Source organism: Skermanella rosea (assembly GCF_016806835.2).
Lineage (GTDB): Bacteria > Pseudomonadota > Alphaproteobacteria > Azospirillales > Azospirillaceae > Skermanella > Skermanella rosea.
The window spans coordinates 5,289,435-5,312,516 of record NZ_CP086111.1 but is presented as its reverse complement, the minus strand read 5'-3'; the positions used below and the strand labels follow the sequence as shown (position 1 = coordinate 5,312,516).

Sequence of the window (23,082 nt, the reverse complement as noted above, 5' to 3'; positions counted from 1 at the left end):
GGGACCTGAACGATGCCTACCATCCAGGAGTTCGACTACATCATCGTCGGCGCCGGCTCGGCCGGGAACGTGCTGGCCGCCCGCCTGACCGAGGACGAGGGAGTCAGCGTCCTGCTGCTGGAGGCCGGCGGGCCGGACCACCGGATGGATTTCCGCACCCAGATGCCGGCGGCGCTGGCCTTCCCGCTCCAGGGGCGGCGCTACAACTGGGCCTACCTGACCGAGCCCGAGCCCTTCATGAACAACCGGCGCATGGAATGCGGCCGGGGCAAGGGGCTGGGCGGCTCGTCGCTGATCAACGGCATGTGCTACATCCGCGGCAACGCGATGGACTACGACAACTGGGCGGAGCAGTTCGGCCTTGACGGCTGGAGCTACCGCGACTGCCTGCCCTATTTCCGCAAGGCGGAAAGCCGCGACATCGGGCCGAACGAATACCATGGCGGCGACGGCCCGGTCAGCGTGGCGACGCCGAAGACCCATAACAACCCGCTCTACCATGCCATGATAGAGGCGGGGGTGCAGGCGGGGTATCCGCATACCGACGACCTGAACGGCTATCGGCAGGAAGGCTTCGGCCCGATGGACCGGACCGTCACGCCGCAGGGCCGCCGGGCCAGCACCGCGCGGGGCTACCTGGACATGGCGAAGGGCAGGCCGGGCCTGACCATCGTCACCCACGCGCTGAGCGACCGGGTGCTGTTCGACGGCAAGCGCGCCGTCGGCGTGTCGTACCTGCGCAAGGGCGAGCCGGTGACGGCGCATGCCCGCCGCGAGGTCCTGGTCTGCGCCGGCGCCATCGCTTCGCCGGCCCTGCTGCAGCGCTCCGGCCTCGGTCCCGCCGACCTCCTGCGCGACCTCGGCGTATCGCCGGTGGCGGAGATCCCCGGCGTCGGCGCCAACCTCCAGGACCATCTGGAGATGTACCTGCAGTACGAGTGCACCCAGCCGGTGTCGCTCTATCCCGCGCTGAAATGGTGGAACCAACCGGCGATCGGGGCGGAGTGGCTGTTCATGGGCACCGGCACCGGGGCCAGCAACCAGTTCGAGGCGGGCGGCTTCATCCGCTCGGACGAGAGCTTCGCCTGGCCGAACATCCAGTACCATTTCCTACCCGTGGCGATTAACTACAACGGCACCAACGCGGTGAACGCCCACGGCTTCCAGGCCCATGTCGGCTCCATGCGGTCGCCCAGCCGGGGCCGCATCCATGCGAAGTCACGCGATCCGCGCGAGGCGCCGAGCATCCTGTTCAACTACATGTCCACCGCCCAGGACTGGCGGGAGTTCCGCGACGCCATCCGCATCACCCGCGAGATCATGGCGCAGCCGGCGCTGGACCCCTATCGCGGGCGGGAGATCAGCCCCGGCGTGAACTTCCAGTCCGACGCCGAACTGGACGAGTTCGTCCGGCAGCATGGCGAGACCGCCTATCACCCGTCCTGCTCGTGCCGGATGGGCACCGACGACATGGCCGTGGTGGACGGGCAAGGCAGGGTCCACGGGGTGGACCGGCTCCGCGTGATCGACGCCTCGATCATGCCGCAGATCACCACGGGGAACTTGAACGCGCCGACCATCATGATGGCCGAGAAATTGGCCGACGTGATCCGGGGCCGGGACGCGCTGCCGCGCGCCGACGTGCCCTACTATGTCGCGGGGGATGCTCCGGCCCGGCAGCCGGTTCCGGCCGGAGCGGCGGTTTCCAGCTATCGCTCCGCCGGGTGAGCCGGGAGTATTTGAAACCCTTTCGGATGATCCAAGCAACGTCTCTTGCCTTGGTGATGCCCAGAAGGTGAAGTCATAATCTGCATACATCGGTGAACCGCGCGTCCTGAGAGGTCTCTCCAGTCATGGGCCATACCGCGAGCACGCCTGAGACGGTGGGGTTTCTGCTGATTCCCCGGTTCTCGATGATCGCGTTCACGGCGGCCCTGGAGCCCCTCCGGCTCGCCAACCACATCAGCGGGCGGGAGCTGTACCGCTGGGTATTGCTCTCCCCCGACGGGACCGCGGGAGAGGCGAGCTGCGGGCTGCGGATCGCGGTGGACCATGGCATCGACGCGGCGCCCCACATCCCCGCCATCGTCCTGTGCAGCGGCATCGACGGCCACTGGTACGAGGACCGCGGCGTGCTGTCATGGCTGCGGCGACGGGCGGCGCAGGGGGTGGAGTTCGGCTCCCTCTGCACCGCCAGCCACATCCTGGCGCGGGCCGGCCTGCTGAACGGATATCGCTGCACGATCCACTGGGAGAACCTGGCCGGCTTCGCCGAGACTTATCCTGAGATCGAGGCGACCGGCGAGCTGTTCACCGTCGACCGCAACCGCTTCACCTGCGCCGGCGGGACGGCGGCGATGGACATGATGCTCCACCGCATCGCCCGGACGCATGGCGATAAGCTGGCGGTATCGATCGCCGAACAACTCCTGCACGAAAAGATCCGCCAAGGCTCGGTCCGCCAGCGGGAGGCGATCCAGCCCGATCCCGCCATCGAACGGCAGGAACTTGCCGCCGCCGTCAAGCTGATGCTGGAGAACATCGAGGAGCCGCTGGACCTGCTGACCCTGTCCAGCCGGCTGGGCCAGTCGCGGCGCAACGTCGAGCGGCTGTTCCGCAAGTTCATGAACTGCTCTCCCGCGCGCCATTACCTGGGGCTCCGGCTCCAGCGGGCGCGCCAGCTGCTGTGCCAGACCCGGATGTCGGTGATGGAAGTGGCGATCAGCTGCGGCTTCGTCTCGGCGACGCATTTCAGCAAATGTTACCGCGACTATTTCGGCGTGGCGCCCAGGGCCGACCAGAGCAGTCACCGGGTCCGCCCCCTGGTCGAGCCGGCCCGCCAGCCCGAGGTGGCGAAATGAGCTGCACCGGGCTTTCCGTCGGGTTCGTCCTGACCAACAACTTCACGCTGACGGCGCTGTCGACCTTCATGGACGCGCTGCGGCTGGCCGCCGACGACGGCGACGGCAGCCGGCAGATCCGCTGCCGCTGGACCATCATGGGCTCCTCCCCCGAACCGGTCAGGTCGAGCTGCGGCATCCCGGTCGCCCGCTGGGAAGCGTTCCAGGACCCGCGCCAGTTCGATTACATCGTGGTGGTCGGAGGCTTGCTCCACGCCGGCCCCCAGCTGGACGCGCAGGCGGTCGAATACCTGCGCACCGCCGCGGCGCAAGGCGTCGGGCTGGTCGGGGTCTGCACCGGCAGCTTCGTGCTCAGCCGCGCCGGGCTGATGCGCAACCGGCGCTGCTGCGTGAGCTGGTACCATTACCGCGACTACCTGGAGGAGTTTCCCGATCATCAGCCGGTCGCGGAGCAGCTCTACGTCGTGGACCGCGACCGCATCACCTGCGCCGGCGGGGCGGGTGTCGCCGACCTCGCCGCCTTCCTGATCGAGCGGCACCTGGGCTCCGCCTGCGCCCAGAAGACGATGCACATCATGCTGATCGACAAGGCCCGCCCGCCCGGCCAGTCGCAGCCGCAGCCTCCGACGGCCTCGATGGAGGGAGCGGCCGCCGTCGTCAACGACCGCGTCCGCCGCGCGCTGCTTCTGATGGAGCAGAACCTGAGCGATCCGCTGACGGTCGAGCAGATAGCATCCCGCCTGAGCGTCAGCACCCGCCAGTTCGAGCGGCTGTTCCGCGATGCCACGGCGATGAGCCCGACCGGCTTCTACCGCCTGCTTCGCCTGCGCTACGGCCACTGGCTGCTGCGCAACTCCGCCCGGTCGGTGACCGACATCGCCCAGGAGACAGGCTTCGCCGACTGTGCCCACTTCTCCCGCCAGTTCCGCGAAGTCTACGGCGTCAGCCCGAGCGAACTGCGGCGGGACGGGCCGGCACCGGAACCGGCGGTGCTGGCGGAGGGACTGCGGGCGGTGACGGCGCTGGCGCTGGACCGGGACATGGTACCGCCGGACCGGCGCTTGTTCGAGTGAGGGCGGCCGTCAGCCTTCAAGTGTGGGAAACTCTAATTTTTGGGCCACAGATGCACGCAGATAAACACAGATAGGTCTTTTTGGCGAAAGGCGCGGTGCCAAACCAACACTCATCTGAGTTTATCTGTGTTTATCTGTGGCCAGAAAAAGACAACTACGCTGCCAACCTGGCGACTCAACGGCCGGCGTGCTACCGCCGCAGCATCTCCCGGCTTGCCAGCAGGGCACCACCGACGATCAGCGCGCAGGCAGCCCATACCGTCCAGTGCCCCTCGGCCAGCCCGAAGGTGATCATCAGCAGCGTCGATATCAGCGGCGCCCCGTATGACAAGGCGCCCAGCGCGCGGATGTCGCCGCGCTTGACGCCATGGTCCCAGGCGAAGAAGGCGGCGCCCACCGGGCCGATCCCCAACCCGATCAACGCCGCCCAGCCGACCGCGTCGTCCGGCCAGACCGTCGTCTCCCAGGCCAGATGGCACGCCAGCGCCAGTACCGCCGTCGCGAGGCAGAAGCCCGCGACCGCATCCGTCGGCACCTGCCCGAAACGCCGGTTCAGCAGCGAATAGGTCGTCCAGATCAGGGCGCTGCCCAGCGCCGCGACGTAGCCCGGCAGGTACTCGGTGCGGACCGCCAAGCCGCCGCCCCGGGTCACCAGCAGGGCCGTTCCCGCCAAGCCGGCGAAGGCGCCGGCGATGTGCCACCAGCGCAGGCGCTCGCCGGGCAGCAGGGCCGAGAACAGCACGATGAACAGCGGCCACAGGTAATTGATCAGGTTGGCCTCGACCGGCGGGGCCGATTTCAGCGACAGGAAATACAGGAAGTGGAAGCCGAACAGGCCGCCGACGCTCAAGGCCCAGGCGGCGGCCGGCTGGCGCATGGCCCGCACCGGGCTTCGGCCGCCCGCCAGGGTGCCGCAGATCCCCGTCAGTCCCCCGATCGCGAAGGCGACGGCCACCGTCTGGAACGGCGGCAGCGCGCCGGTCAGCGCCGTGAGCGGAGCCAGCAGGGCCCACATCAGGATCGCGGAGATGCCGATCAGCGTGGCGCGGCCGGTGGTGGCGGAGCGCCCGGGGGCCATGATGGGGGAGGACGTGCTCATTGTAGATTTCTGACGTGTCGGGACGGGGGCGTGTCGCTTCCGTTATGCCGAATCGGCTGCTGCATTCTAGCAGCCGGCAGTGATTCCGCGATAGCGTTGGCCCACGGTACAGGGTGAGGCTGGCATGGCGAAATACTCGATTTTCTCCCTCGTGAAGAACGCGGCGTCCCACCATCAGAATTGGGACCGCGCCTGGCGCGACAACCGGCCGAAAGCCGACGGCTACGACGTCGTGATCATCGGCGGCGGCGGGCACGGGCTGGCGACGGCCTACTACCTCGCCAAGGAGCACGGCATCACCAACGTGGCCGTAATCGAGCGGAGCTGGCTGGGCGGCGGCAACACCGGCCGCAACACCACCATCATCCGGTCGAACTACCTGTGGGACGAGAGCGCGGCGCTCTACGAGAAGTCGCTCCAGCTCTACGAGGGGCTGAGCCAGGAGCTGAACTACAACATCATGTTCAGCCAGCGCGGCGTGCTCAACCTCGCCCATAACCTGGGCGACGTGCGCGAGGGAATGCGCCGGGTCAACGCCCTGCGCCTCAACGGCATCGACAGCGAGTGGCTGACGGCGGAGCAGGTCAAGGAATTCTGCCCGATCATCAACATCTCCAAGGATGTCCGCTACCCGATCATGGGCGGCACCCTGCAGCGCCGCGCCGGCACCGCCCGCCACGACGCGGTCGCCTGGGGCTTCGCGCGGGCCGCCAGCGCCCGGGGCGTCGATATCATCCAGAACTGCGAGGTCACCGGCATCCGCCGCGAGAACGGCAAGGTGGTCGGCGTCGAGACCTCCATGGGCTTCGTCAAGGCCGGTAAGGTCGGCATCGTCGCCGCCGGCCATTCCAGCGTCGTGGCCGGCATGGCCGACCTGCGGCTTCCGGTGGAGAGCCATCCGCTCCAGGCGCTGGTGTCGGAGCCGGTCAAGCCGGTTATCGACTGCGTCGTGATGTCCAACACCGTCCACGTCTATGTCAGCCAGTCCGACAAGGGCGAGTTGGTCATGGGCGCCGGCATCGACGCCTATACCGGCTATGGCCAGCGCGGCAGCTTCCACGTGATCGAGCACCAGATGGGTGCGCTGCTGGAGCTGTTCCCGATCTTCAGCCGGCTGCGCATGCTGCGCCAGTGGGGCGGCATCGTCGATGTCTGTCCCGACGCCAGCCCGATCATCTCGAAGACGCCGGTGGAGAACCTGTTCATCAACTGCGGCTGGGGAACCGGCGGCTTCAAGGCGACGCCGGGGTCCGGCTTCGTCTTCGCCCATACCATAGCCCGGGGCGAGCCGCACGCGCTGAACGCCGCCTTCGGCCTGGAACGCTTCACCACCGGCCACCTGATCGACGAGCACGGCGCCGCCGCCGTCGCCCACTGATACTCGAGGACTCCCGGATGCTCCTGATCAACTGCCCCTGGTGCGGCCCGCGCGACGAGACCGAATTCGGCTACGGCGGCGAAGCCCACCGCGCCCGCCCGGCCGACCCGTCTTCCCTCGGCGATGCCGAATGGGCCGAGTTCCTGTTCATGCGCACCAACCCCAAGGGCGCCCACCGCGAACGCTGGGTTCACAGCCATGGCTGCCGCCGCTGGTTCAACGTCGAGCGCCATACCGTGACCAACCAGATCCTGCGGGTCTATCCGATCGGCGGCACCGATGCCGTCGCGGAGCGGCCGGTGGAACAGGTGGTCGAGACGAAGGAACCCAAGCAGGGGAGCGGGTCATGACCAACAACGCTTTCCGCACTTCTTCAGGCGGCCGTATCGACCGTGGCCGGCCCGTCGGCTTCACCTTCAACGGCCGCCGATACAGGGGCTTCGAGGGCGACACGCTGGCCTCGGCCCTGCTCGCCAACGGCGTCCATCTCGTCGGCCGCAGCTTCAAGTACCACCGGCCGCGCGGCATCCTGTCCGCCGGATCGGAGGAGCCCAACGCGCTGATCCAGCTGGAGCGCGGCGGCCGGACCGAACCGAACCTGCGCGCCACCCAGATCGAGATCTACGAAGGTCTGGTCGCCGGAAGCCAGAACGCCTGGCCGTCGGTAGAGACCGACGTGGGCGCCATCAACAACGTGCTGTCCAAGATCTTCGTCGCCGGCTTCTACTACAAGACCTTCATGCATCCGCAGAGCTTCTGGATGAAGGTCTACGAGCCGGTGATCCGCCGGGCGGCGGGCCTGGGCAAGGCCCCGGCCGAGCCGGATCCCGACTTCTACGACAAGATGCATGTCCACGCCGACGTGCTGGTCGCCGGCGCCGGTCCGTCCGGCCTGATGGCGGCGCTGGCCGCCGCCCGGACGGGTGCCCGCGTCATCCTGGCGGACGAGCAGAACGAGTTCGGCGGTTCCTTGCTCGGCACGCACGAGACGATCGACGGCCGGCCCGCCGCCGACTGGGTGCGCGATGCGGTCGCCGAGCTGAAGACCTTCCCCGAGGTGCGCCTGCTGCCGCGCACCACCGTGACCGGCTACTACGACCACAACTACCTGATCCTGGCGGAGCGGCGGACCGACCACCTGCCGCGCGGCTCGGCGCCCGGGATTTCCCGCCAGCGCCTCTGGAAGGTCCGCGCCAAGCAGGTCGTGCTGGCGACCGGGGCGCACGAACGCCCGCTGGTGTTCGCCGACAACGACCGTCCCGGCGTCATGCTGGCGGGCGCCGCCCGGACCTATGTCAACCGCTTCGGAACCCTGCCGGGCCGCCGCGCCGTGGTGTTGACCAACAACGACAGCGCCTACGCCGCCGCCCTCGACATGAACGATGCCGGCATCGAGATCGCCGCCATCGTCGACCTCCGCACCCAGGCCGGCGGCCCGCTGGCGGCCGAAGCGAAGCGGCGCGGCATGCGCATCCTGGCGAACACGGCGGTCACGGCGACGCAGGGGAGCAAGCGGGTGACCGGCGTCGAGGTCATGATGATGAACGGTCCCGGCGAAGGCGTGATCGGCGCTCCGACCAGGATCGAGTGCGACCTCGTCGCCATGTCGGGCGGCTGGAACCCGGCGGTCCACCTGTTCTCGCAGTCTACCGGCAAGTTGCGCTACGACGATGCGCTGGCCTGCTTCGTTCCGGGCGTGTCGGTCCAGGCCGAGCGGTCGGCGGGGTCCTGCAAGGGAACTTTCGACCTTCCCGGGTGCCTCGCGGAGGGTGCCGCCGCCGGCGCGGAGGCGGCCCGGGCGGCCGGCCATGGCGACGGTTCGGCTCCTGCGGTCCCGGCCGCGGCGTCGGTGCCGCACCAGCCGATCCGGCCGCTCTGGATCGTTCCGACGACGGCCCCGGTCGGCCATGGCAAGGCCAAGCACTTCGTCGATTTCCAGAACGACGTGTCCGCCGCCGACGTGCTGCTGGCGTCCCGCGAAGGCTACCAGTCGGTCGAGCACCTGAAGCGATACACGACCACCGGCATGGGCACCGACCAGGGCAAGACCTCCAACGTCAATGCCCTGGCGATCCTGGCGAAGTCGCTGGCCTCGCCTATCCCGCAGGTCGGCACCACCACCTTCCGCCCGCCCTATACGCCGACGACATACGGCGTGCTGGCCGGCCGCGACGTCGGCGAACTGGCCGACGCCGCCCGCGTCACGCCGATGCATTCCTGGCACGTCGCCCGCAAGGCCGCGTTCGAGGATGTCGGCCAGTGGAAGCGGCCCTGGTACTTCCCGCAGGGCGGCGAGGACATGCATGCCGCCGTCCGGCGCGAATGCAGGGCGGTTCGGAACGCGGTCGGCGTGCTCGACGCCTCGACCCTGGGCAAGATCGACATCCAGGGACCCGACGCGGCGCAGCTTCTCAACCGCGTCTACACCAACGCCTTCCTGAAACTGGAGGTGGGGCGCTGCCGCTACGGCGTGATGTGCAAGGAGGACGGGATGGTGATGGACGACGGCGTCACCACGCGCCTCGGCCCCAACCATTTCCTGATGACCACCACCACCGGCAACGCCGCCAAGGTGCTGGACTGGCTGGAGGACTACATCCAGACCGAGTGGCCGGACCTACGCGTGTTCCTGACCTCCGTCACCGAGCACTGGGCGACGGCCTCGGTTGCCGGCCCGAAGGCCCGCGAGGTGGTGGCGGAACTGGCGCCCGGGCTGGACCTGAGCGCCGATGCATTTCCCTTCATGTCGTATCGGGAGGCCGCGGTGGCGGGCGTCCCGGCCCGGATCTTCCGCATCAGCTTCACCGGCGAGCTGTCCTACGAGATCAACGTGCCGGCCCAGCACGGCCTGCATCTCTGGGAAGAGATCATGCGGGTCGGCGAGAAGCACGGCATCACGCCCTACGGCACCGAGACCATGCACGTGCTTCGGGCCGAGAAGGGCTACATCATCGTCGGCCAGGAGACGGACGCGACGGTGACCCCCCAGGACCTCGGCATGGGCTGGGTGGTGTCCAAGCAGAAGGCCGACTTCATCGGCAAGCGGTCCTTCACCCGCGAGGACACGGCGCGGAGCGATCGCAAGCAGCTGGTGGGCCTCCTGACCGAGGATCCGAACGAGGTGCTGCCGGAGGGGGCGCAGCTGACCGCGACGGCCGGCGGCCATCCGCCGGTGCGGATGCTGGGCCATGTCACGTCCAGCTATTCCAGCGACACGCTGGGCCGCTCGATCGCCTTGGCGCTGGTCTCCGACGGCTTCAACCGGATGGGCCAGGATGTCTATGCGCCGCTGGAGGGCGGCAAGACCGTCAAATGCGCCGTCACAAAGCCCGTGTTCTACGATCCCGAGGGAGTGCGTCTCCATGGCTGACACCCTGCTCCGGCGCGGCGGCGCCGAGCGCTTCACCCAGGCCGTCGCGACGCTGGTCGGCGGTCCCGGCCTCGGGCTGGTCGAGCTGACGCCGCCCGGCCAGATCAACCTGCGCGGCCGGCCATCCGATCCCAGGTTCGTCCGCACGGTCGGCGCCGTGCTGGGCTGCGTCCTTCCGCTCAGCGCGAACACGGTGACGTCCGCCGCCGACGTGACCGTGCTGTGGCTCGGTCCCGACGAGTGGCTTCTCGTGACTCCTCCGGGAGAGGAGACCGCGCTGGTCGCCCGGCTGCGCGAAGCCTTGGGCGACCTGCACGCCGCGGTTACCGACGTGACCGGTAACCGCACCCGCCTGCGCCTCTCCGGTCCCGGTGCCCGCGAGACGCTGATGAAGGGATGCAGCCTCGACCTGCATCCGTCCTGTTTCAAGCCGGGCCAGTGCGCCCAGACCCTGCTCGCCCGCGCCGGCATCATCCTGCACCAGATCGACGACGCGCCCACCTACGACGTCTACCCGCGCCGGTCCTTCACGGAATACACCTGGATGTGGCTGAGCGACGCCATGGCGGAGTACCGGCGCTAACGGCTTTCTCACATCCAACGGGGGTGGTCATGTCGGTCAGCGTGTTCGACATCTTCAAGATCGGCATCGGGCCGTCCAGCTCCCACACCGTCGGACCGATGAAGGCGGCCGCCGCTTTCATCGGCGCGCTGGACGAGCGTGGCCTCCTCGCCGGTACGCATCGCGTCACCGCCGAATTGTTCGGCTCGCTGGCCCTGACCGGTGTCGGCCACGGTACCGACCGGGCGGTCTTGCTGGGGCTGTCCGGGGCGGAACCCGATGCCGTCGATCCGGACCGGATTGCGGGGATCCTGGAGGGCATCAGGTCCGACCGCCGGATCTCGCTCAAGGACCGTCACGAGGTCGCGTTCGATGAAGGCGGGGACCTTGTCCTTCACCGCGACGAAACCTTGCCGGGTCATCCCAACGGCATGCGTTTCACGGCGTTCGACGCCGACGGGGCGGTGCTGGACACCCGGATCTTTTACTCGATCGGTGGCGGCTTCGTCGTGACGGAGGAGGAGATGTTCCGCAACGAGCGCGTGGCCGATGCCCCTCCAGTGCCCTACGACTTCGTCAGCGGCAGCCAGATGCTGGAGGCGGCCCGCACCTCCGGCCTGTCGATCGCCGAGATGATGCGGGCCAACGAGCGGGTCCGGCGCACGGATGCCGAGATCGACGCCGGCCTGCGCCGCATCTGGGATGCCATGCAGGCCTGCGTCGCCCGGGGCCTGACGCAGGAGGGCAAGCTGCCCGGCGGCCTCGACGTCCGCCGCCGCGCCGCGGCGTTGCACCGCGAGCTGAACGGCAGGGCGGAGGCGTCGCTCCGCGATCCCATGGCGATCATGGACTGGGTCAGCCTCTATGCCATCGCGGTCAACGAGGAGAACGCGGCGGGCGGGCGCGTCGTCACGGCGCCGACCAACGGGGCGGCCGGCCTGATCCCGGCGGTGCTTCACTACTACGACCGCTTCTGCTTCGGCCGCAGCGAGCAGGGTGTCTTCACCTTCCTGCTGACCGCCGGCGCCATCGGCGGCCTCTACAAGCGCAACGCCTCGATCTCGGGTGCTGAGGTCGGCTGCCAGGGGGAGGTCGGCGTCGCCTGTTCCATGGCCGCCGCCGGCCTCGCCGCCGCCCAGGGCGGCACGCCGGAGCAGGTCGAGAACGCCGCCGAGATCGGGATGGAGCACAATCTGGGCCTGACCTGCGACCCGATCGGCGGCCTGGTCCAGATCCCCTGCATCGAGCGCAATGCGATCGGCGCCACCAAGGCGATCAACGCCGCGCGGCTGGCGTTGCGCAGCGACGGCCGGCACCATGTCTCGCTCGATAAGGTGATCCGCACCATGCGCGAGACCGGCGCCGACATGCAGACGAAATACAAGGAAACCTCGCTTGGCGGCCTCGCCGTCAACTTTATCGAATGCTGAAGGGCTTTGACATGTCGCACTCCATCGAACGGTTCTTCACCGCCCGCCTCGCCGACAGCGATCCCGAGCTGTCGGACTCGCTTGCCCGGGAACTGCACCGGCAGCAGGACCAGATCGAGCTGATCGCGTCGGAGAACATCGTCTCCTCCGCCGTGCTGGAGGCCCAGGGGTCCGTCCTGACCAACAAGTACGCGGAGGGCTATCCCGGCCGCCGATACTATGGCGGCTGCGAGTTCGTCGATGTCGCCGAACAGATCGCGATCGACCGGGCCAAGGCGCTGTTCGGCTGCACTTACGCCAACGTCCAGCCGCACTCGGGCGCCCAGGCCAACCAGGCGGTCTTCATGGCGCTGCTCCAGCCGGGCGACACCATCCTCGGCATGTCGCTGGCGGCCGGAGGCCATCTGACCCATGGCGCCTCGGTCAACCAGTCCGGCAAGTGGTTCAACGCCGTGCAGTACGGCGTCCGGCGCGACGATGCGCTGATCGACTATGACCAGATCCGCGACTTCGCGCGCGAGCACAGGCCGAAGCTGATCGTCGCCGGCGGCTCGGCCTATCCCCGGGTGATCGACTTCGCCGCGTTCCGGGAGATCGCCGACGAGGTCGGGGCATACCTGATGGTGGACATGGCCCACTATGCCGGCCTGATCGCGGGCGGCGTCTATCCCAATCCGGTCCCGCACGCCCATGTCACCACGACGACGACGCACAAGACGCTCCGCGGTCCGCGCGGCGGCATGGTGCTGTCCAACGACACCGACCTGGGCAAGAAGATCAACTCCGCCGTTTTCCCGGGATTGCAGGGCGGTCCGCTGATGCATGTGATCGCCGCGAAGGCGGTGTCGTTCGGCGAGGCGCTGCGGCCGGAGTTCAAGACCTATGCCCGGTCGGTCGTGGATAATGCCCGCGCGCTGGCTTCAAGGCTGGTCGAGGGCGGGGTGGATATCGTGTCGGGCGGAACCGACAGCCACATCGTGCTGGTCGACCTGCGGCCCAAGGGCCTGACCGGCAAGGCCGCCGAGGCGAGCCTGGAGCGCGCCGGGATGACCTGCAACAAGAACGGCATCCCGTTCGACCCGGAGAAGCCGATGGTGACCTCGGGCGTGCGTCTCGGCACCCCGGCCGCCACGACGCGGGGCTTCGGCACGGCGGAGTTCACCCAGGTCGGCGAGATGATCACCCAGGTCCTGGACGGGCTGGCCGCCGCCGGCGGTTCCGGCGACAACGCAGCGGTCGAGGCCAAGGTTCGGGAGCGGGTGCAGGCCTTGTGCGCCCGCTTCCCGATCTATTCGGGAGCGCCCTTGGCGGCCGCGGCGGAGTGAAGCCCGGCGACGCGGAGGGGGCCGCACCGCCATTCTTCAATGAAGATCGTTGAAAACCGCGTCGAGCGTCGGCGCGTCGAAAATGGTTTCGGCCCAGCTGTCCAGATCTTCGATCGATGCCGCGCGCACCCGTTGGGCCGTCTCCTCCGGCACCGGTCCGAAGCGTCGGCCGAGCAGGCGAAGCAACATCTCGGCCTTGCCCCTGGCGTGGCCCTTGGCTTCGCTAAGGATCACGCCTTCGGCGCGGGCCTCGGCCATGACTTCGCGAAGCGCGTTCGACATGATCAATTCACTCTCCTCCGGCACGATGCGGCCCAAGATCGTCCTCAAATGCTGGCGGTCCAGGGTTTCCGCCGCGCTGAACAAGTATCTCACCACCGATACGATCACCGCCAGGCCGGCTGCCGCCCCGATCGTCAGCAGCCGTTCCAGGGTTTCTCGCGGGTCGGCGTCGCTGCCCGCGTATTTCAGCACCAGCAGGCCCGCCTGAAGATCGGGATGCCGGGACAGTTCGTCATCGGCGATCGTCTCCAGGTCGATCAGGACATAACCGAAATCGAGCAGCCCCGCTTCAACCATCCCGGCCGGCACGCCATAGGCGTCCCGAAGCCGGGTCGGCAGTGACCGTGGCCGGGTCCTATGATAGCTGCCGGATGCCGCAGAAGGGGTATCGGACACCTTGTCGCAACTTGACGGAAATTTGTCGCGCTAGGGCAGGTGCCCCTGCCGACGCCAGCGAATTCTTGGGACTGTCACAATGATGGGGAACCGAGGTCAAATGTCTCCCGTCGAAGCGCTTCTCCGCCCCTTGAAAATCAAGCACCTGACCATCCGCAACCGGGTGATGAGCACGTCGCACGCGCCGTCCTACGGTTCGGACGGCAAGCCCAAGGAGCGCTACCAGCTCTATCACGAGGAGAAGGCGAAAGGCGGCATCGGCCTGACCATGTTCGGGGGCTCGTCGTCGGTGGCGCTCGACAGCCCGGCGGCCCCGTGGAACCAGATCTCGGTCGCCGACGACAGCGTCGTCCCCTTCTTCCGGGAGTTCTCCGACCGCATCCACGCCCATGGCGCGGCATTGATGGTCCAGCTCACCCATATGGGCCGCCGGACCAAGTGGGATACCGAGAATTGGCTGCCCACCGTGTCGGCTTCGCCCCGGCGGGAGCCGGCCAGCCGGACCATCCCGAAGGAGATGGAGGACACCGACATCCGGCGCATCGTCGCCGATTACGCCGCCGCGGCGCGCCGCTGCAAGGAGGGCGGGCTCGACGGGTTCGAGTTGTCGGCCGCCCACGGCCACCTGATCGACCAGTTCTGGAGCCCCTCGGTCAACCGGCGCACCGACAAGTACGGCGGCAGCCTGGAGAACCGGATGCGGTTCGGCATCGAGGTGCTGGAGGCCTGCCGAGAGGCGGTCGGCGACGACTACGTCATCGGCATCCGCATGTCCGGCGACGAGCTGATCGACGACGGCCTGACCCACGAGGACTGCGTCGCCATCGCCCGCACCTATGCCGGGCGCGGCCTGATCGACTTCGCCAACGTGCTGGGCGGGCAGGCGCGGGACCATCTGGCCCACGCGATCGTGCTGCCCAACATGTCGTTCCCGGTGGCCCCTTTCCTGTTCCTGCCCAGCGCCATCAAGCGCGAGGTGGACATCCCCGTCTTCCACGCCCAGCGGGTGACCGACCTGAACACCGCCGGCCGCGCCGTGGCGGAGGGGCACGTGGACATGGTCGCCATGACCCGCGCCCACATCGCCGACCCGCATCTGGTGCGGAAGCTGATGGAAGGGCGGATGGACGATATCCGGCAATGCGTCGGGGCGGGCTACTGCATCGACCGGATCTATGCGGGTGGCGACGCCCTGTGCATCCAGAACGCGGCCACCGGCCGCGAGCGGACGATGCCGCACGTCATTCCCAAGGCCGACGCGAAGAAGCGCGTGGTGGTGGTCGGCGGCGGCCCCGGCGGGCTGGAGGCGGCGCGGGTCTGCGCCGAGCGCGGCCATTCCGTGGTGTTGTTCGAGAAGAACGCCGCGACCGGCGGCCAGATCACCATCGCCGCCAAGGCGACCTGGCGGGAGGCCCTGACCGGCATCACCCGCTGGCTGACCCAGCAGGCGGCGAGGCTCGGCACCGACATGCGCCTCGGCGTCGAGGCGACACCCGACCTGATCGAGGCGGAGAAGCCCGACGTGATCATCCTGGCGACCGGCGGCCATCCCAGCCGGGGCGACGTCAAGGGCGCCGAACTGGCCGTCACCACCTGGGACATGCTGTCCGGCACCGTGGAGCCCGCCGACAATATCCTGCTGTACGACGGCACCGGCCAGCACCACGCCTCGTCCTGCGCCGAGTTCCTGGCGAAGCGCGGCGCCCTGGTGGAGATCGCGACCCAGGACCGCATGATCGCCGAGGAGGTCGGGGCCACCAACCAGCCGATCCACCTGCGCGAGCTGTACAAGCTGGGCGTCGTCATGTCGCCCAACCTCCAGCTCACCGAGATCTACAGGGAAGGCAACAAGCTGGTCGCGGTGCTGCGCAACGAGTTCACCCACGAGGAGGAGGAGCGGCTGGTCGACCAGGTCGTGGTCGAGTTCGGCACCCTGCCCAACGAGGGCCTGTATTTCGACCTGAAGGAGCGCTCGGTCAATCGGGGCGAGATGGACCTGCGGGCCCTGGTCGAGGGCCGGCCGCAACCCCATCGGAGCAACGGGCACGCGGTCCTCTACCGCATCGGCGACGGGGTCGCCGGGCGCAATATCCATGCGGCGATCTACGACGCCGCCCGCCTGTGCAAGGATCTGTGAGTGCCGGCATGATCGCGACGACGCTCTCCGCCATCGTCATCGCCACTCTGGCCGCAGGCCTGCTGCTGGCCCTGGTCCAGGCCCGGCGTTGGCGCGCGGGCCGCGCGGCCGACGTGGATATCGTCGCCGGGCTGAAGGCGCTGCCGCGCCGCTACCTGGTCGATGTCCACGAGGTCGTGGCGCGCAACAGTTTCAATTCCCGGTTCCACGCGCTGACGGCCGGCGGCTTCCTCGCCTCGCTGGTGCTGATCGTGGCGTTGGCCCTGCCGCCGCTACGGCACGGCGCCGTCTGGGGCCTGCTGAGCCTGGCGCTGGCGGCCATGCTGGCGGGCGGCCTGATGGTCGGCTGGCGCCGCCGGGTCGAGCGGCCGGCGGAACTGTCCGGCGGACGCTTCAGCCGGCTGCCCTTCGCGCTGCTGGCCTATGCCGCGGCCTTCCTGGCGGTGGCGCTGGACCAGGCCGCCGGGGGTGTCCTGCCGGTATGGCTGGCCCTGGCGCTGGTGCTGGCCGGCGCCTGGGGCTGCGCGGAACTGGTGCTGGGCGTCTGGAAGGGACCCCTGAAGCACGCGATTCACGGCGCCCTCCATCTGGTCGCCCATCCCCGCCCCCTGCGGTTCCGGGACGGCGCCGGCCGCGACAGCGCGATCCGGCCGCTCGACCTGGAGGCGCCGAGGCTGGGGGCCGAGCGTCCGGTGGATTTCGACTGGAACCGGCTGCTCGGGTTCGACGCCTGCGTCCAGTGCGGCCGGTGCGAGACGGCCTGCCCGGCCTATGCCGCCGGCCTGCCGCTGAACCCCAAGAAGCTGATCCAGGACCTGGTGACGGCGCTGGACGAGGATGGATCGGATCGGAACTATGCCGGCCATGGCCATCCCGGGCGCCCCGTCGGCAGTGCCCAGGGCGGCCCCGCCGAACCCGTCATCGGCCCGACGGTGCATCCGGATACCCTGTGGGCCTGCACCACCTGCCGCGCCTGCGTGCAGGAGTGCCCGATGATGATCGAGCATGTCGATGCCGTGGTCGACCTGCGGCGCTTCCAGACCCTGGAACTGGGCGCCACCCCGGGCAAGGCGGCCGGCATGCTGGAGGAGCTTCGGGCGACCGACAATCCGGGCGGACGGCCGCTGTCCCGGCGGTTGGACTGGGCGGTGGACCTGGACCTGCCGCTCCTTGCCGACCGGGGCGGGTGCGACGTACTGCTGTGGCTGGGCGACGGGGCGTTCGAGCTGCGGACCCAGCGGTCCCTGAGGGCGCTGGTGAAGCTGCTCCGCCGCGCCGGGGTCGATTTCGCGGTGCTGGGGGCGGAAGAGCTGGACTGCGGCGACGTCGCCCGGCGGCTCGGCGACGAGGCGACATTCCAGGATCTGGCACGGCGCAACGTCACCACGTTGCGCCGTTATCGTTTCGACCGAATCGTCACCGCCGATCCCCACGCGCTCCATACCCTTCGGAACGAGTACCGGCCGTTCGGGCTCGACGTTCCGGTGGTCCACCACACCGCCTTCCTGCTGGACCTGCTGCGGGACGGTCGACTGAAGGCGGAGACCCGGCTTTCGGAGTCCGTGACATACCATGATCCCTGCTATCTCGGCCGCTACAACGGCGAGATCGAGGCACCCCGGGATCTTCTCGACGCGATCGGCGTCGCCCGCGTCGAGATGGAGCGCTCCGGCCTGCGGTCGAGCTGCTGCGGCGGCGGCGGCGGGGCGCCGCTGACCGACGTGGCGGGCGAGCGGCGCATTCCCGACGTCCGCATGGACCATGCCCGCGCGACCGGCGCCGCGACGGTGGCGGTGGCCTGTCCCAACTGCGCGCTGATGCTGGAAGGCGTGGTCGGACCGAGGCCGCAGGTCGCCGAGATCGCCGAACTGGTCCTGGCCGCCACGGAGCCGCGGCCATGACCCGCAAGCGGCGCGATCCCCGGGCCGAACTGCTGGCCCTGACGGTGTCGGAGCAGCCGCGCCGGCGCATCGCCCGGGGAGCCGTACCGGCACCGGGCGGCCGGCGGCGCCGCGATCCCCGGGCCGAGCGCGCCGGGGCCGCCGTCCAGGTCGGAGCGCGGCGCCGCTTCGACTGGAGCGGCGCCGCCCTGGCCCATCCGGGGCAGCAGGGTCGCCTAGAGACCGCAGCCGCGGCCGGGCCTTCCGTCCGGATCATCGACGACCCGGCGTTCCTGGTGCTGGTCGTCCTGGACCAGCCCGATGGCGAGATCACCGACCATGACCGCCAGGTAATCGCCGCCGGACGCGTCCTCGCCGATGCCGGCGGGGGGGCCGTGGTGGCGCTTGCCGCCGCGCCGGACCTTGGCGCCGCCGGTATCGATCGGGTTATGAAGGTTGACTTCGAACTATTTGCCGGCTATTGCCCGGAGCGACGCACCGCCCTGGTGCTCGCCGCGGTGGACAGTCTGAAGCCGCGACACGTGCTGTTTGCCGAAAGTGCTTCCGGCGGTGCCGATCTGGCGCGCCGCGTCGCGGCGGCAACCGGCGAACGGCTGTTTCCGGGTGTCCAGACACTGACACCGACCCAGGCGGGCCGGCGTGCCTGCGGTGGCTCATCGGAACTGAGCCGTGCCCCGGCGCGGCTGATGAGCATCGCTCCCGATGCCGTTCCGCCGCTCGACGATGTCCGCCACGAGGCGCGGCCGATCCCGGCTCCGGATCCGGCCTTCCCGGTATCGGCGGGCATCCGCTTCGCGCGCCTGCTGGAGACCGACCCTGACCGGCTCTCGCTGGCCGAAGCGGATTTCATCGTCAGCGCCGGCAACGGCCTGACCGACTGGGTGTCGTTCGCCGAACTGGCGGAGGTGCTGGGGGCCACGCGCGGCGGCAGCCGCGTCGTCTGCGACGCCGGGCATCTGCCCAGGGACCGCCAGATCGGCGCGTCCGGAACGCTGGTGACGGCGCGCTGCTATTTCGCGCTGGGGATCGCGGGAGCGCCCCAGCATCTGCAAGGCATATCGGAGGTAAAGCACGTCATCGCCGTCAACACCGACCTTCACGCCGAGATGATCAAGCGCGCCGACCTCGCGATCGTGGCCGACGCCCAGGCGGTCATGCCGGCCCTGATCCGGCATGCGCGCGAACGCCGCCGCGAGCGGGGTGGTCATGATTGACGTGGCCGTCCTGCTCTCCGTCGGGCGCCATCCGGCGTCGGGCCGCCCCAGGCGCGCGCCGCTCGACGCCCAGGCGCTGGAACTGGCGCTTCGGCTGGTCGAAGGCGGCCATGCCGCCCGCGTCCATGCGCTCCATGCCGGGGACCCGGCGAACCCGGCGCTCCGCGATTACCTCGGCATGGGCCTGGACCGGCTGGAGGTGCTGGAACTGGCGTCCGGCGCCGACCCGGTCCCGGCCCTCGCGACCCGCCTGCGGGCGCTGGCGCCGGCGCTCGTCCTGGCCGGGGCGGTCGCCGAAGGTGGCGAAGACAGCGGCATGGTGCCTTATCTGGTGGCACGATCGCTGGAACGTCCGCTCGTTCCGGACGTTGTCGCGCTGGAGCTTTCCGGCGGCGGCGCCGAACTGACCCAGGCACTGCCGCGCGGACGGCGCCGGCTGGTCGGTGCCGGGCTGCCACTGGTCGCGACTTTGCATGGATCGGCGCCGGCGGCGCGCCAGAGCGCATTCGCCCGCGCCCGGCGCGGCGTCGTCGACGTCCTGCCGGCCGAGGGCGTCGCCGATGACTTCCTCGCGGATTGCACCGTCCGGCCGTGGCGGGCCAAGCCCAGGCTGATGGTGTCCCGGCGGGGCGGCTCGGCGCTCGACCGCCTGAAGGCGGCGACCGAGACCAGGACCGGACAGGGCAGGCTGATGGTCCGTCCGTCGCCTGAAGACGCGGCGTCGGCGATCTACGAATGCCTGATCGAACAGGGAATGATTCGTTGAATGAAATAAGCATGCGGGTACAGTTGCAGGTAACCGATGTAAAAACAGGGAAGAGGACCATGAGATGAAAGCAGCGTTCGAGGGCATAACGAGCAAAGACTCCGTTCAATCGGCTCCGCTGCGCTCATTTCCGGCGGCCTCCGGCGCGGCATCGGCGCCTGTGGCCGTAGCTCGACCGGCCGGCACGAAATCCAAGGATGCCGCCGGCGATGTCCGGCTCGACGTCTCCAACGTCTACAAGATCTTCGCCGACGATCCGAAGCCGGCGCTCGACATGCTGAACGCGGGCGCCACCAAGGACGAGGTGTTCAAGAAGCTGGGCGTCACCGTCGGCGTCAAGGATGCGAGCTTCCAGGTCCGCAGCGGCGAGATCTTCGTGATCATGGGCCTGTCCGGCTCGGGCAAGTCTACCATGATCCGCCTGCTCAACCGCCTGATCGAGCCGAGCGCCGGCAAGATCGTGTTCGACGGGCGCGACCTCGTGCAGATGTCGAAGAAGGAACTGATCGGCGTCCGCCGCAAGGACATGAGCATGGTGTTCCAGTCCTTCGCGCTGATGCCCCACCTGACCGCGCTGGACAATGCCGCCTTCGGGCTCGAGATCGCAGGCGTGCCCAAGCAGAAGCGCCACGAGGCTGCCCTGGAGGCGCTGGAGCAGGTCGGGCTGGGCCAGTACGCCCAGCGCTATCCGCGCGAGATGTCGGGCGGCATGCAGCAGCGTGTCGGCCTTGCCCGGGCGCTCGCCAACAACCCGACCATCATGCTGATGGACGAGGCCTTCTCCGCCCTCGACCCGCTGATCCGGACCGAGATGCAGGACGAGCTGCTGCGCCTCCAGCGCGAGCACAAGCGGACCATCATCTTCATCTCCCACGACCTTGACGAGGCCATGCGGATCGGCGACCGGATCGCGATCATGGAGGGCGGCAGCATCGTCCAGGTCGGCACGCCCTTCGAGATCCTGCGCAACCCGGCCGACGATTATGTCCGCTCCTTCTTCCGCAACGTGGACGTGTCGCGCGTGCTGCGCGCCGGCGACGTGGCGCATTTCCAGGAGGCGACGGCCGTCGTCCGCACGCCGGGCGTGCTCCAGCCGGCGCTGGAGAAGCTGGCCGGGGGCAACCAGGAATACGGCTATGTCCACGACCAGGACCAGCGCTACCAGGGCACCGTGTCGCGCAGCTCGCTGGAGCGCGCGCTGGCGGCGGAGGACCAGCCCCGCTTCGTCCACGCCTTTCTGCCCGACGTCGATCCGATCTCGGCCGAGACTCCGCTGCACGAGGTGATGCGCACCGTCGCCTCGACCGAATGCCCGGTCCCCGTGGTGGACGGCGAGAACAAGCTGGTCGGCTCGATCTCGCCCTCGTCCCTGCTGAAGACCCTGGACCGGGAGGGCTGACCCGATGGATTTCCAGATCCCGCTCGACATCTGGGTCGAAGACCTCGTCAACTATATCCTCGACAATTTCCAGCCGTTCCTGGACGGCATCGCCGCCGTGGTGGACGGATTCGGCGCCACGATCGACGGGGCGCTGCTGGCCCTGCCGGTCTGGCTGATGATCGCCCTGCTGACCGCCTTCTCCGGCTGGCGGGTCAGCCTGCGCTTCGGGCTGTTCACGCTGGTGGCGCTGTTGCTGATCGTCTCCATGGGCCTGTGGACCGAGACGATCTCGACGCTGGGCCTTGTGCTGGCGGCTACCATGCTCAGCCTGATCCTGGGCGTGCCGCTCGGCGTCTGGATGGCGCGGAGCAAGCTGGTCGAGGGCATCTCCAAGACGACGCTGGACTTCATGCAGACCATGCCGGCCTTCGTGTACCTGATCCCGGCCGTCATGTTCTTCGGCCTGGGCCGGGTCCCGGGCATCATCGCCACCGTGATCTTCGCGATGCCCCCGGCGGTCCGCCTGACCGCGCTGGGCATCCAGCAGGTCCCGGTCGAGATCGTGGAGGCCGCCCGCGCCTTCGGCTGCACCGACCGCCAGCTGCTGTTCCGGGTCCAGCTTCCCAACGCCCGGCCGTCGATCATGGCCGGCATCAACCAGACCATGATGCTGGCGCTGTCGATGGTCGTGATCGCCTCGATGATCGGCGCCGGCGGGCTCGGCAACGTGGTGCTCCAGGGCATCCAGCGGCTCGACATCGGGCTGGGCTTCAAGAGCGGCCTGGCCGTCGTGCTACTCGCGATCATCCTTGACCGCATCACCCAGAGCTTCGGGGCCAAGGCCGCGGCACCCTCCAAGGGCCGCTTCGTGATGCCGGCATTCCTGCAACGGCTGATGCCGTCGCCGGCCCGTTCGAACCCGACGCATTAAGCGTCGGGCAAAAATCAGAATGATGATACAGGAGGCTAACAGAAGATGGGAATTTTTTCCAGGGCTTTGAGCGTCGCCGCAACCTCGGCCGCCGCCGCCGTGATGGTGGCCGCACTGGCCGGTCCCGCGCTGGCCGCCGAGAAGAAGATCAACATCGGCTGGACGGCTTGGTCCGACGCCGAGGCGGTGACCAAGCTGGCGAAGAAGGTCATGGAAGACCGCATGGGCTACACGGTCCAGCTGACCATGGCCGATATCGGCATCCAGTACCAGGGCATCGCGTCGGGCAACCTCGACGCCATGCTGATGTCGTGGCAACCGCTGACCCACAAGCCCTACCTGGACAAGGTCGGTCAGGACGTGGACGATCTCGGCCCGATGTATACCCGCGCCAAGCTGGGCTGGGTGGTTCCGGCCTACATCCCGGAGTCCGAGCTGAAGAGCATCGAGGACCTGAGCAAGCCCGAGGTGAAGCAGAAGCTCGGCAGCAAGATCCAGGGCATCGACCCCGGCGCGGGGCTGATGCAGGCGTCCGAACAGGCGCTGAAGGACTACGGCCTGACGGACTACCAGCTGATCTCGGCCAGCGACGCCGCTATGCTCGCCGGCGTCGAACGGGCGGAGCGCCGCAAGGACTGGATCGTGGCCACCAGCTGGAGCCCGCATTGGATGTTCGCCAAGCACGAGCTGCGCTACCTGGACGATCCCAAGGGATCGCTGGGCGGGCTGGAGAGCGTCAACAAGCTGGTCCGCAAGGGGTTCTACCAGGACCAGCCGGAGGCCTACGAGTTCCTGGGCCGCATGGTGCTGCCGCTGGCTGACGTCGAGGCGATCATGTTCGAGGCCCAGAGCAGCAGCTACGAGCAGGCGGTTGACAACTACATCAAGAAGAACCCGGAGCGGATCGAATACTGGGTCACCGGCCAGTTGAAGGCCGGCTGAGCGGCCACTGACATCGATCGCCGAGTTCGAAACA

18 protein-coding genes are annotated in these 23,082 nt (G+C 68.8%); 16 read left to right on the top strand and 2 right to left on the bottom strand.

Annotation, left to right across the window (positions count from 1 at the left end; genetic code table 11):
• The first annotated feature begins 12 nt into the window (after nt 1–12).
• The 3 genes from betA (at nt 13) to JL101_RS24785 (ending at nt 3,934) form a co-directional block, all read left to right on the top strand.
• Complete coding sequence (gene betA, locus JL101_RS24795; protein ID WP_203099680.1) at nt 13–1,728, top strand: choline dehydrogenase; 1,716 nt, start codon at nt 13–15, stop codon at nt 1,726–1,728.
• Between the two features lie 125 nt (nt 1,729–1,853).
• Nucleotides 1,854–2,861: a GlxA family transcriptional regulator gene (locus tag JL101_RS24790; RefSeq protein WP_203099679.1), complete on the top strand. Its 1,008-nt coding sequence runs from the start codon at nt 1,854–1,856 to the stop codon at nt 2,859–2,861.
• Entirely contained in the window at nt 2,858–3,934 is a 1,077-nt protein-coding gene (locus tag JL101_RS24785) for a GlxA family transcriptional regulator (protein WP_203099678.1), read from the top strand. Before JL101_RS24790 ends, JL101_RS24785 begins: the two co-directional genes overlap by 4 nt.
• A gap of 190 nt (nt 3,935–4,124) precedes the next feature.
• Here the strand turns inward: JL101_RS24785 and yddG are convergent, their stop codons facing one another.
• Nucleotides 4,125–5,033: an aromatic amino acid exporter YddG gene (yddG, locus tag JL101_RS24780; protein ID WP_203099677.1), complete on the bottom strand. Its 909-nt coding sequence runs from the start codon at nt 5,031–5,033 to the stop codon at nt 4,125–4,127.
• Between the two features lie 124 nt (nt 5,034–5,157).
• On the opposite strand from yddG, the gene JL101_RS24775 reads away from it, so the two are divergent.
• From JL101_RS24775 to glyA, 6 genes are read left to right on the top strand one after another with little or no spacing between them, the layout of a single operon-like run.
• Nucleotides 5,158–6,411, top strand: a complete 1,254-nt coding sequence (locus JL101_RS24775; protein ID WP_203099676.1) for a sarcosine oxidase subunit beta family protein — start codon at nt 5,158–5,160, stop codon at nt 6,409–6,411.
• 17 nt (nt 6,412–6,428) lie between these two features.
• On the top strand, nt 6,429–6,761 hold the full coding sequence (locus JL101_RS24770) for a sarcosine oxidase subunit delta (protein WP_203099675.1): 333 nt from the start codon (nt 6,429–6,431) through the stop codon (nt 6,759–6,761).
• On the top strand, nt 6,758–9,781 hold the full coding sequence (locus tag JL101_RS24765) for a sarcosine oxidase subunit alpha (RefSeq protein ID WP_203099674.1): 3,024 nt from the start codon (nt 6,758–6,760) through the stop codon (nt 9,779–9,781). Before JL101_RS24770 ends, JL101_RS24765 begins: the two co-directional genes overlap by 4 nt.
• Entirely contained in the window at nt 9,774–10,364 is a 591-nt protein-coding gene (locus JL101_RS24760) for a sarcosine oxidase subunit gamma (protein WP_203099673.1), read from the top strand. The genes JL101_RS24765 and JL101_RS24760 overlap by 8 nt, the downstream gene beginning before the upstream one ends.
• A 29-nt stretch (nt 10,365–10,393) precedes the next feature.
• Complete coding sequence (locus JL101_RS24755) at nt 10,394–11,773, top strand: L-serine ammonia-lyase (protein ID WP_203099672.1); 1,380 nt, start codon at nt 10,394–10,396, stop codon at nt 11,771–11,773.
• A gap of 11 nt (nt 11,774–11,784) precedes the next feature.
• Nucleotides 11,785–13,098 carry a serine hydroxymethyltransferase gene (gene glyA / locus JL101_RS24750; protein ID WP_203099671.1) on the top strand — a complete coding sequence of 438 codons (1,314 nt, stop codon included), beginning with the start codon at nt 11,785–11,787 and terminating at the stop codon, nt 13,096–13,098.
• Nucleotides 13,099–13,134: 36 nt separating this feature from the next.
• On the opposite strand, the gene JL101_RS24745 is transcribed toward glyA, so the two are convergent.
• Nucleotides 13,135–13,689 (bottom strand): DUF4351 domain-containing protein, encoded by a 555-nt coding sequence (locus JL101_RS24745; RefSeq protein WP_203099670.1) that lies wholly within the window; start codon nt 13,687–13,689, stop codon nt 13,135–13,137.
• Between the two features lie 187 nt (nt 13,690–13,876).
• Between JL101_RS24745 and JL101_RS24740 the strand changes: the two genes are divergently transcribed.
• The 7 genes from JL101_RS24740 to JL101_RS24710 all read left to right on the top strand — a co-directional run bounded on the left by JL101_RS24740 (nt 13,877) and on the right by JL101_RS24710 (nt 23,048).
• The gene (locus tag JL101_RS24740; protein ID WP_203099669.1) at nt 13,877–15,913 is read left to right on the top strand and encodes an NADH:flavin oxidoreductase; all 2,037 of its coding nucleotides are present in this window, start codon (nt 13,877–13,879) and stop codon (nt 15,911–15,913) included.
• 8 nt (nt 15,914–15,921) lie between these two features.
• Nucleotides 15,922–17,814 (top strand): DUF3483 domain-containing protein, encoded by a 1,893-nt coding sequence (locus JL101_RS24735; RefSeq protein ID WP_203099668.1) that lies wholly within the window; start codon nt 15,922–15,924, stop codon nt 17,812–17,814.
• The gene (locus tag JL101_RS24730) at nt 17,811–19,028 is read left to right on the top strand and encodes an electron transfer flavoprotein subunit alpha/FixB family protein (RefSeq protein ID WP_203099667.1); all 1,218 of its coding nucleotides are present in this window, start codon (nt 17,811–17,813) and stop codon (nt 19,026–19,028) included. The genes JL101_RS24735 and JL101_RS24730 overlap by 4 nt, the downstream gene beginning before the upstream one ends.
• Nucleotides 19,021–19,794, top strand: a complete 774-nt coding sequence (locus tag JL101_RS24725; RefSeq protein WP_228435146.1) for an electron transfer flavoprotein subunit beta — start codon at nt 19,021–19,023, stop codon at nt 19,792–19,794. The genes JL101_RS24730 and JL101_RS24725 overlap by 8 nt, the downstream gene beginning before the upstream one ends.
• A gap of 160 nt (nt 19,795–19,954) precedes the next feature.
• Entirely contained in the window at nt 19,955–21,193 is a 1,239-nt protein-coding gene (proV, locus tag JL101_RS24720) for a glycine betaine/L-proline ABC transporter ATP-binding protein ProV (protein ID WP_228435144.1), read from the top strand.
• Between the two features lie 4 nt (nt 21,194–21,197).
• Nucleotides 21,198–22,106, top strand: a complete 909-nt coding sequence (locus JL101_RS24715) for an ABC transporter permease (RefSeq protein WP_203099664.1) — start codon at nt 21,198–21,200, stop codon at nt 22,104–22,106.
• Nucleotides 22,107–22,151: 45 nt separating this feature from the next.
• Nucleotides 22,152–23,048 (top strand): glycine betaine ABC transporter substrate-binding protein, encoded by an 897-nt coding sequence (locus JL101_RS24710; RefSeq protein ID WP_203099663.1) that lies wholly within the window; start codon nt 22,152–22,154, stop codon nt 23,046–23,048.
• Nucleotides 23,049–23,082 lie beyond the last annotated feature (34 nt).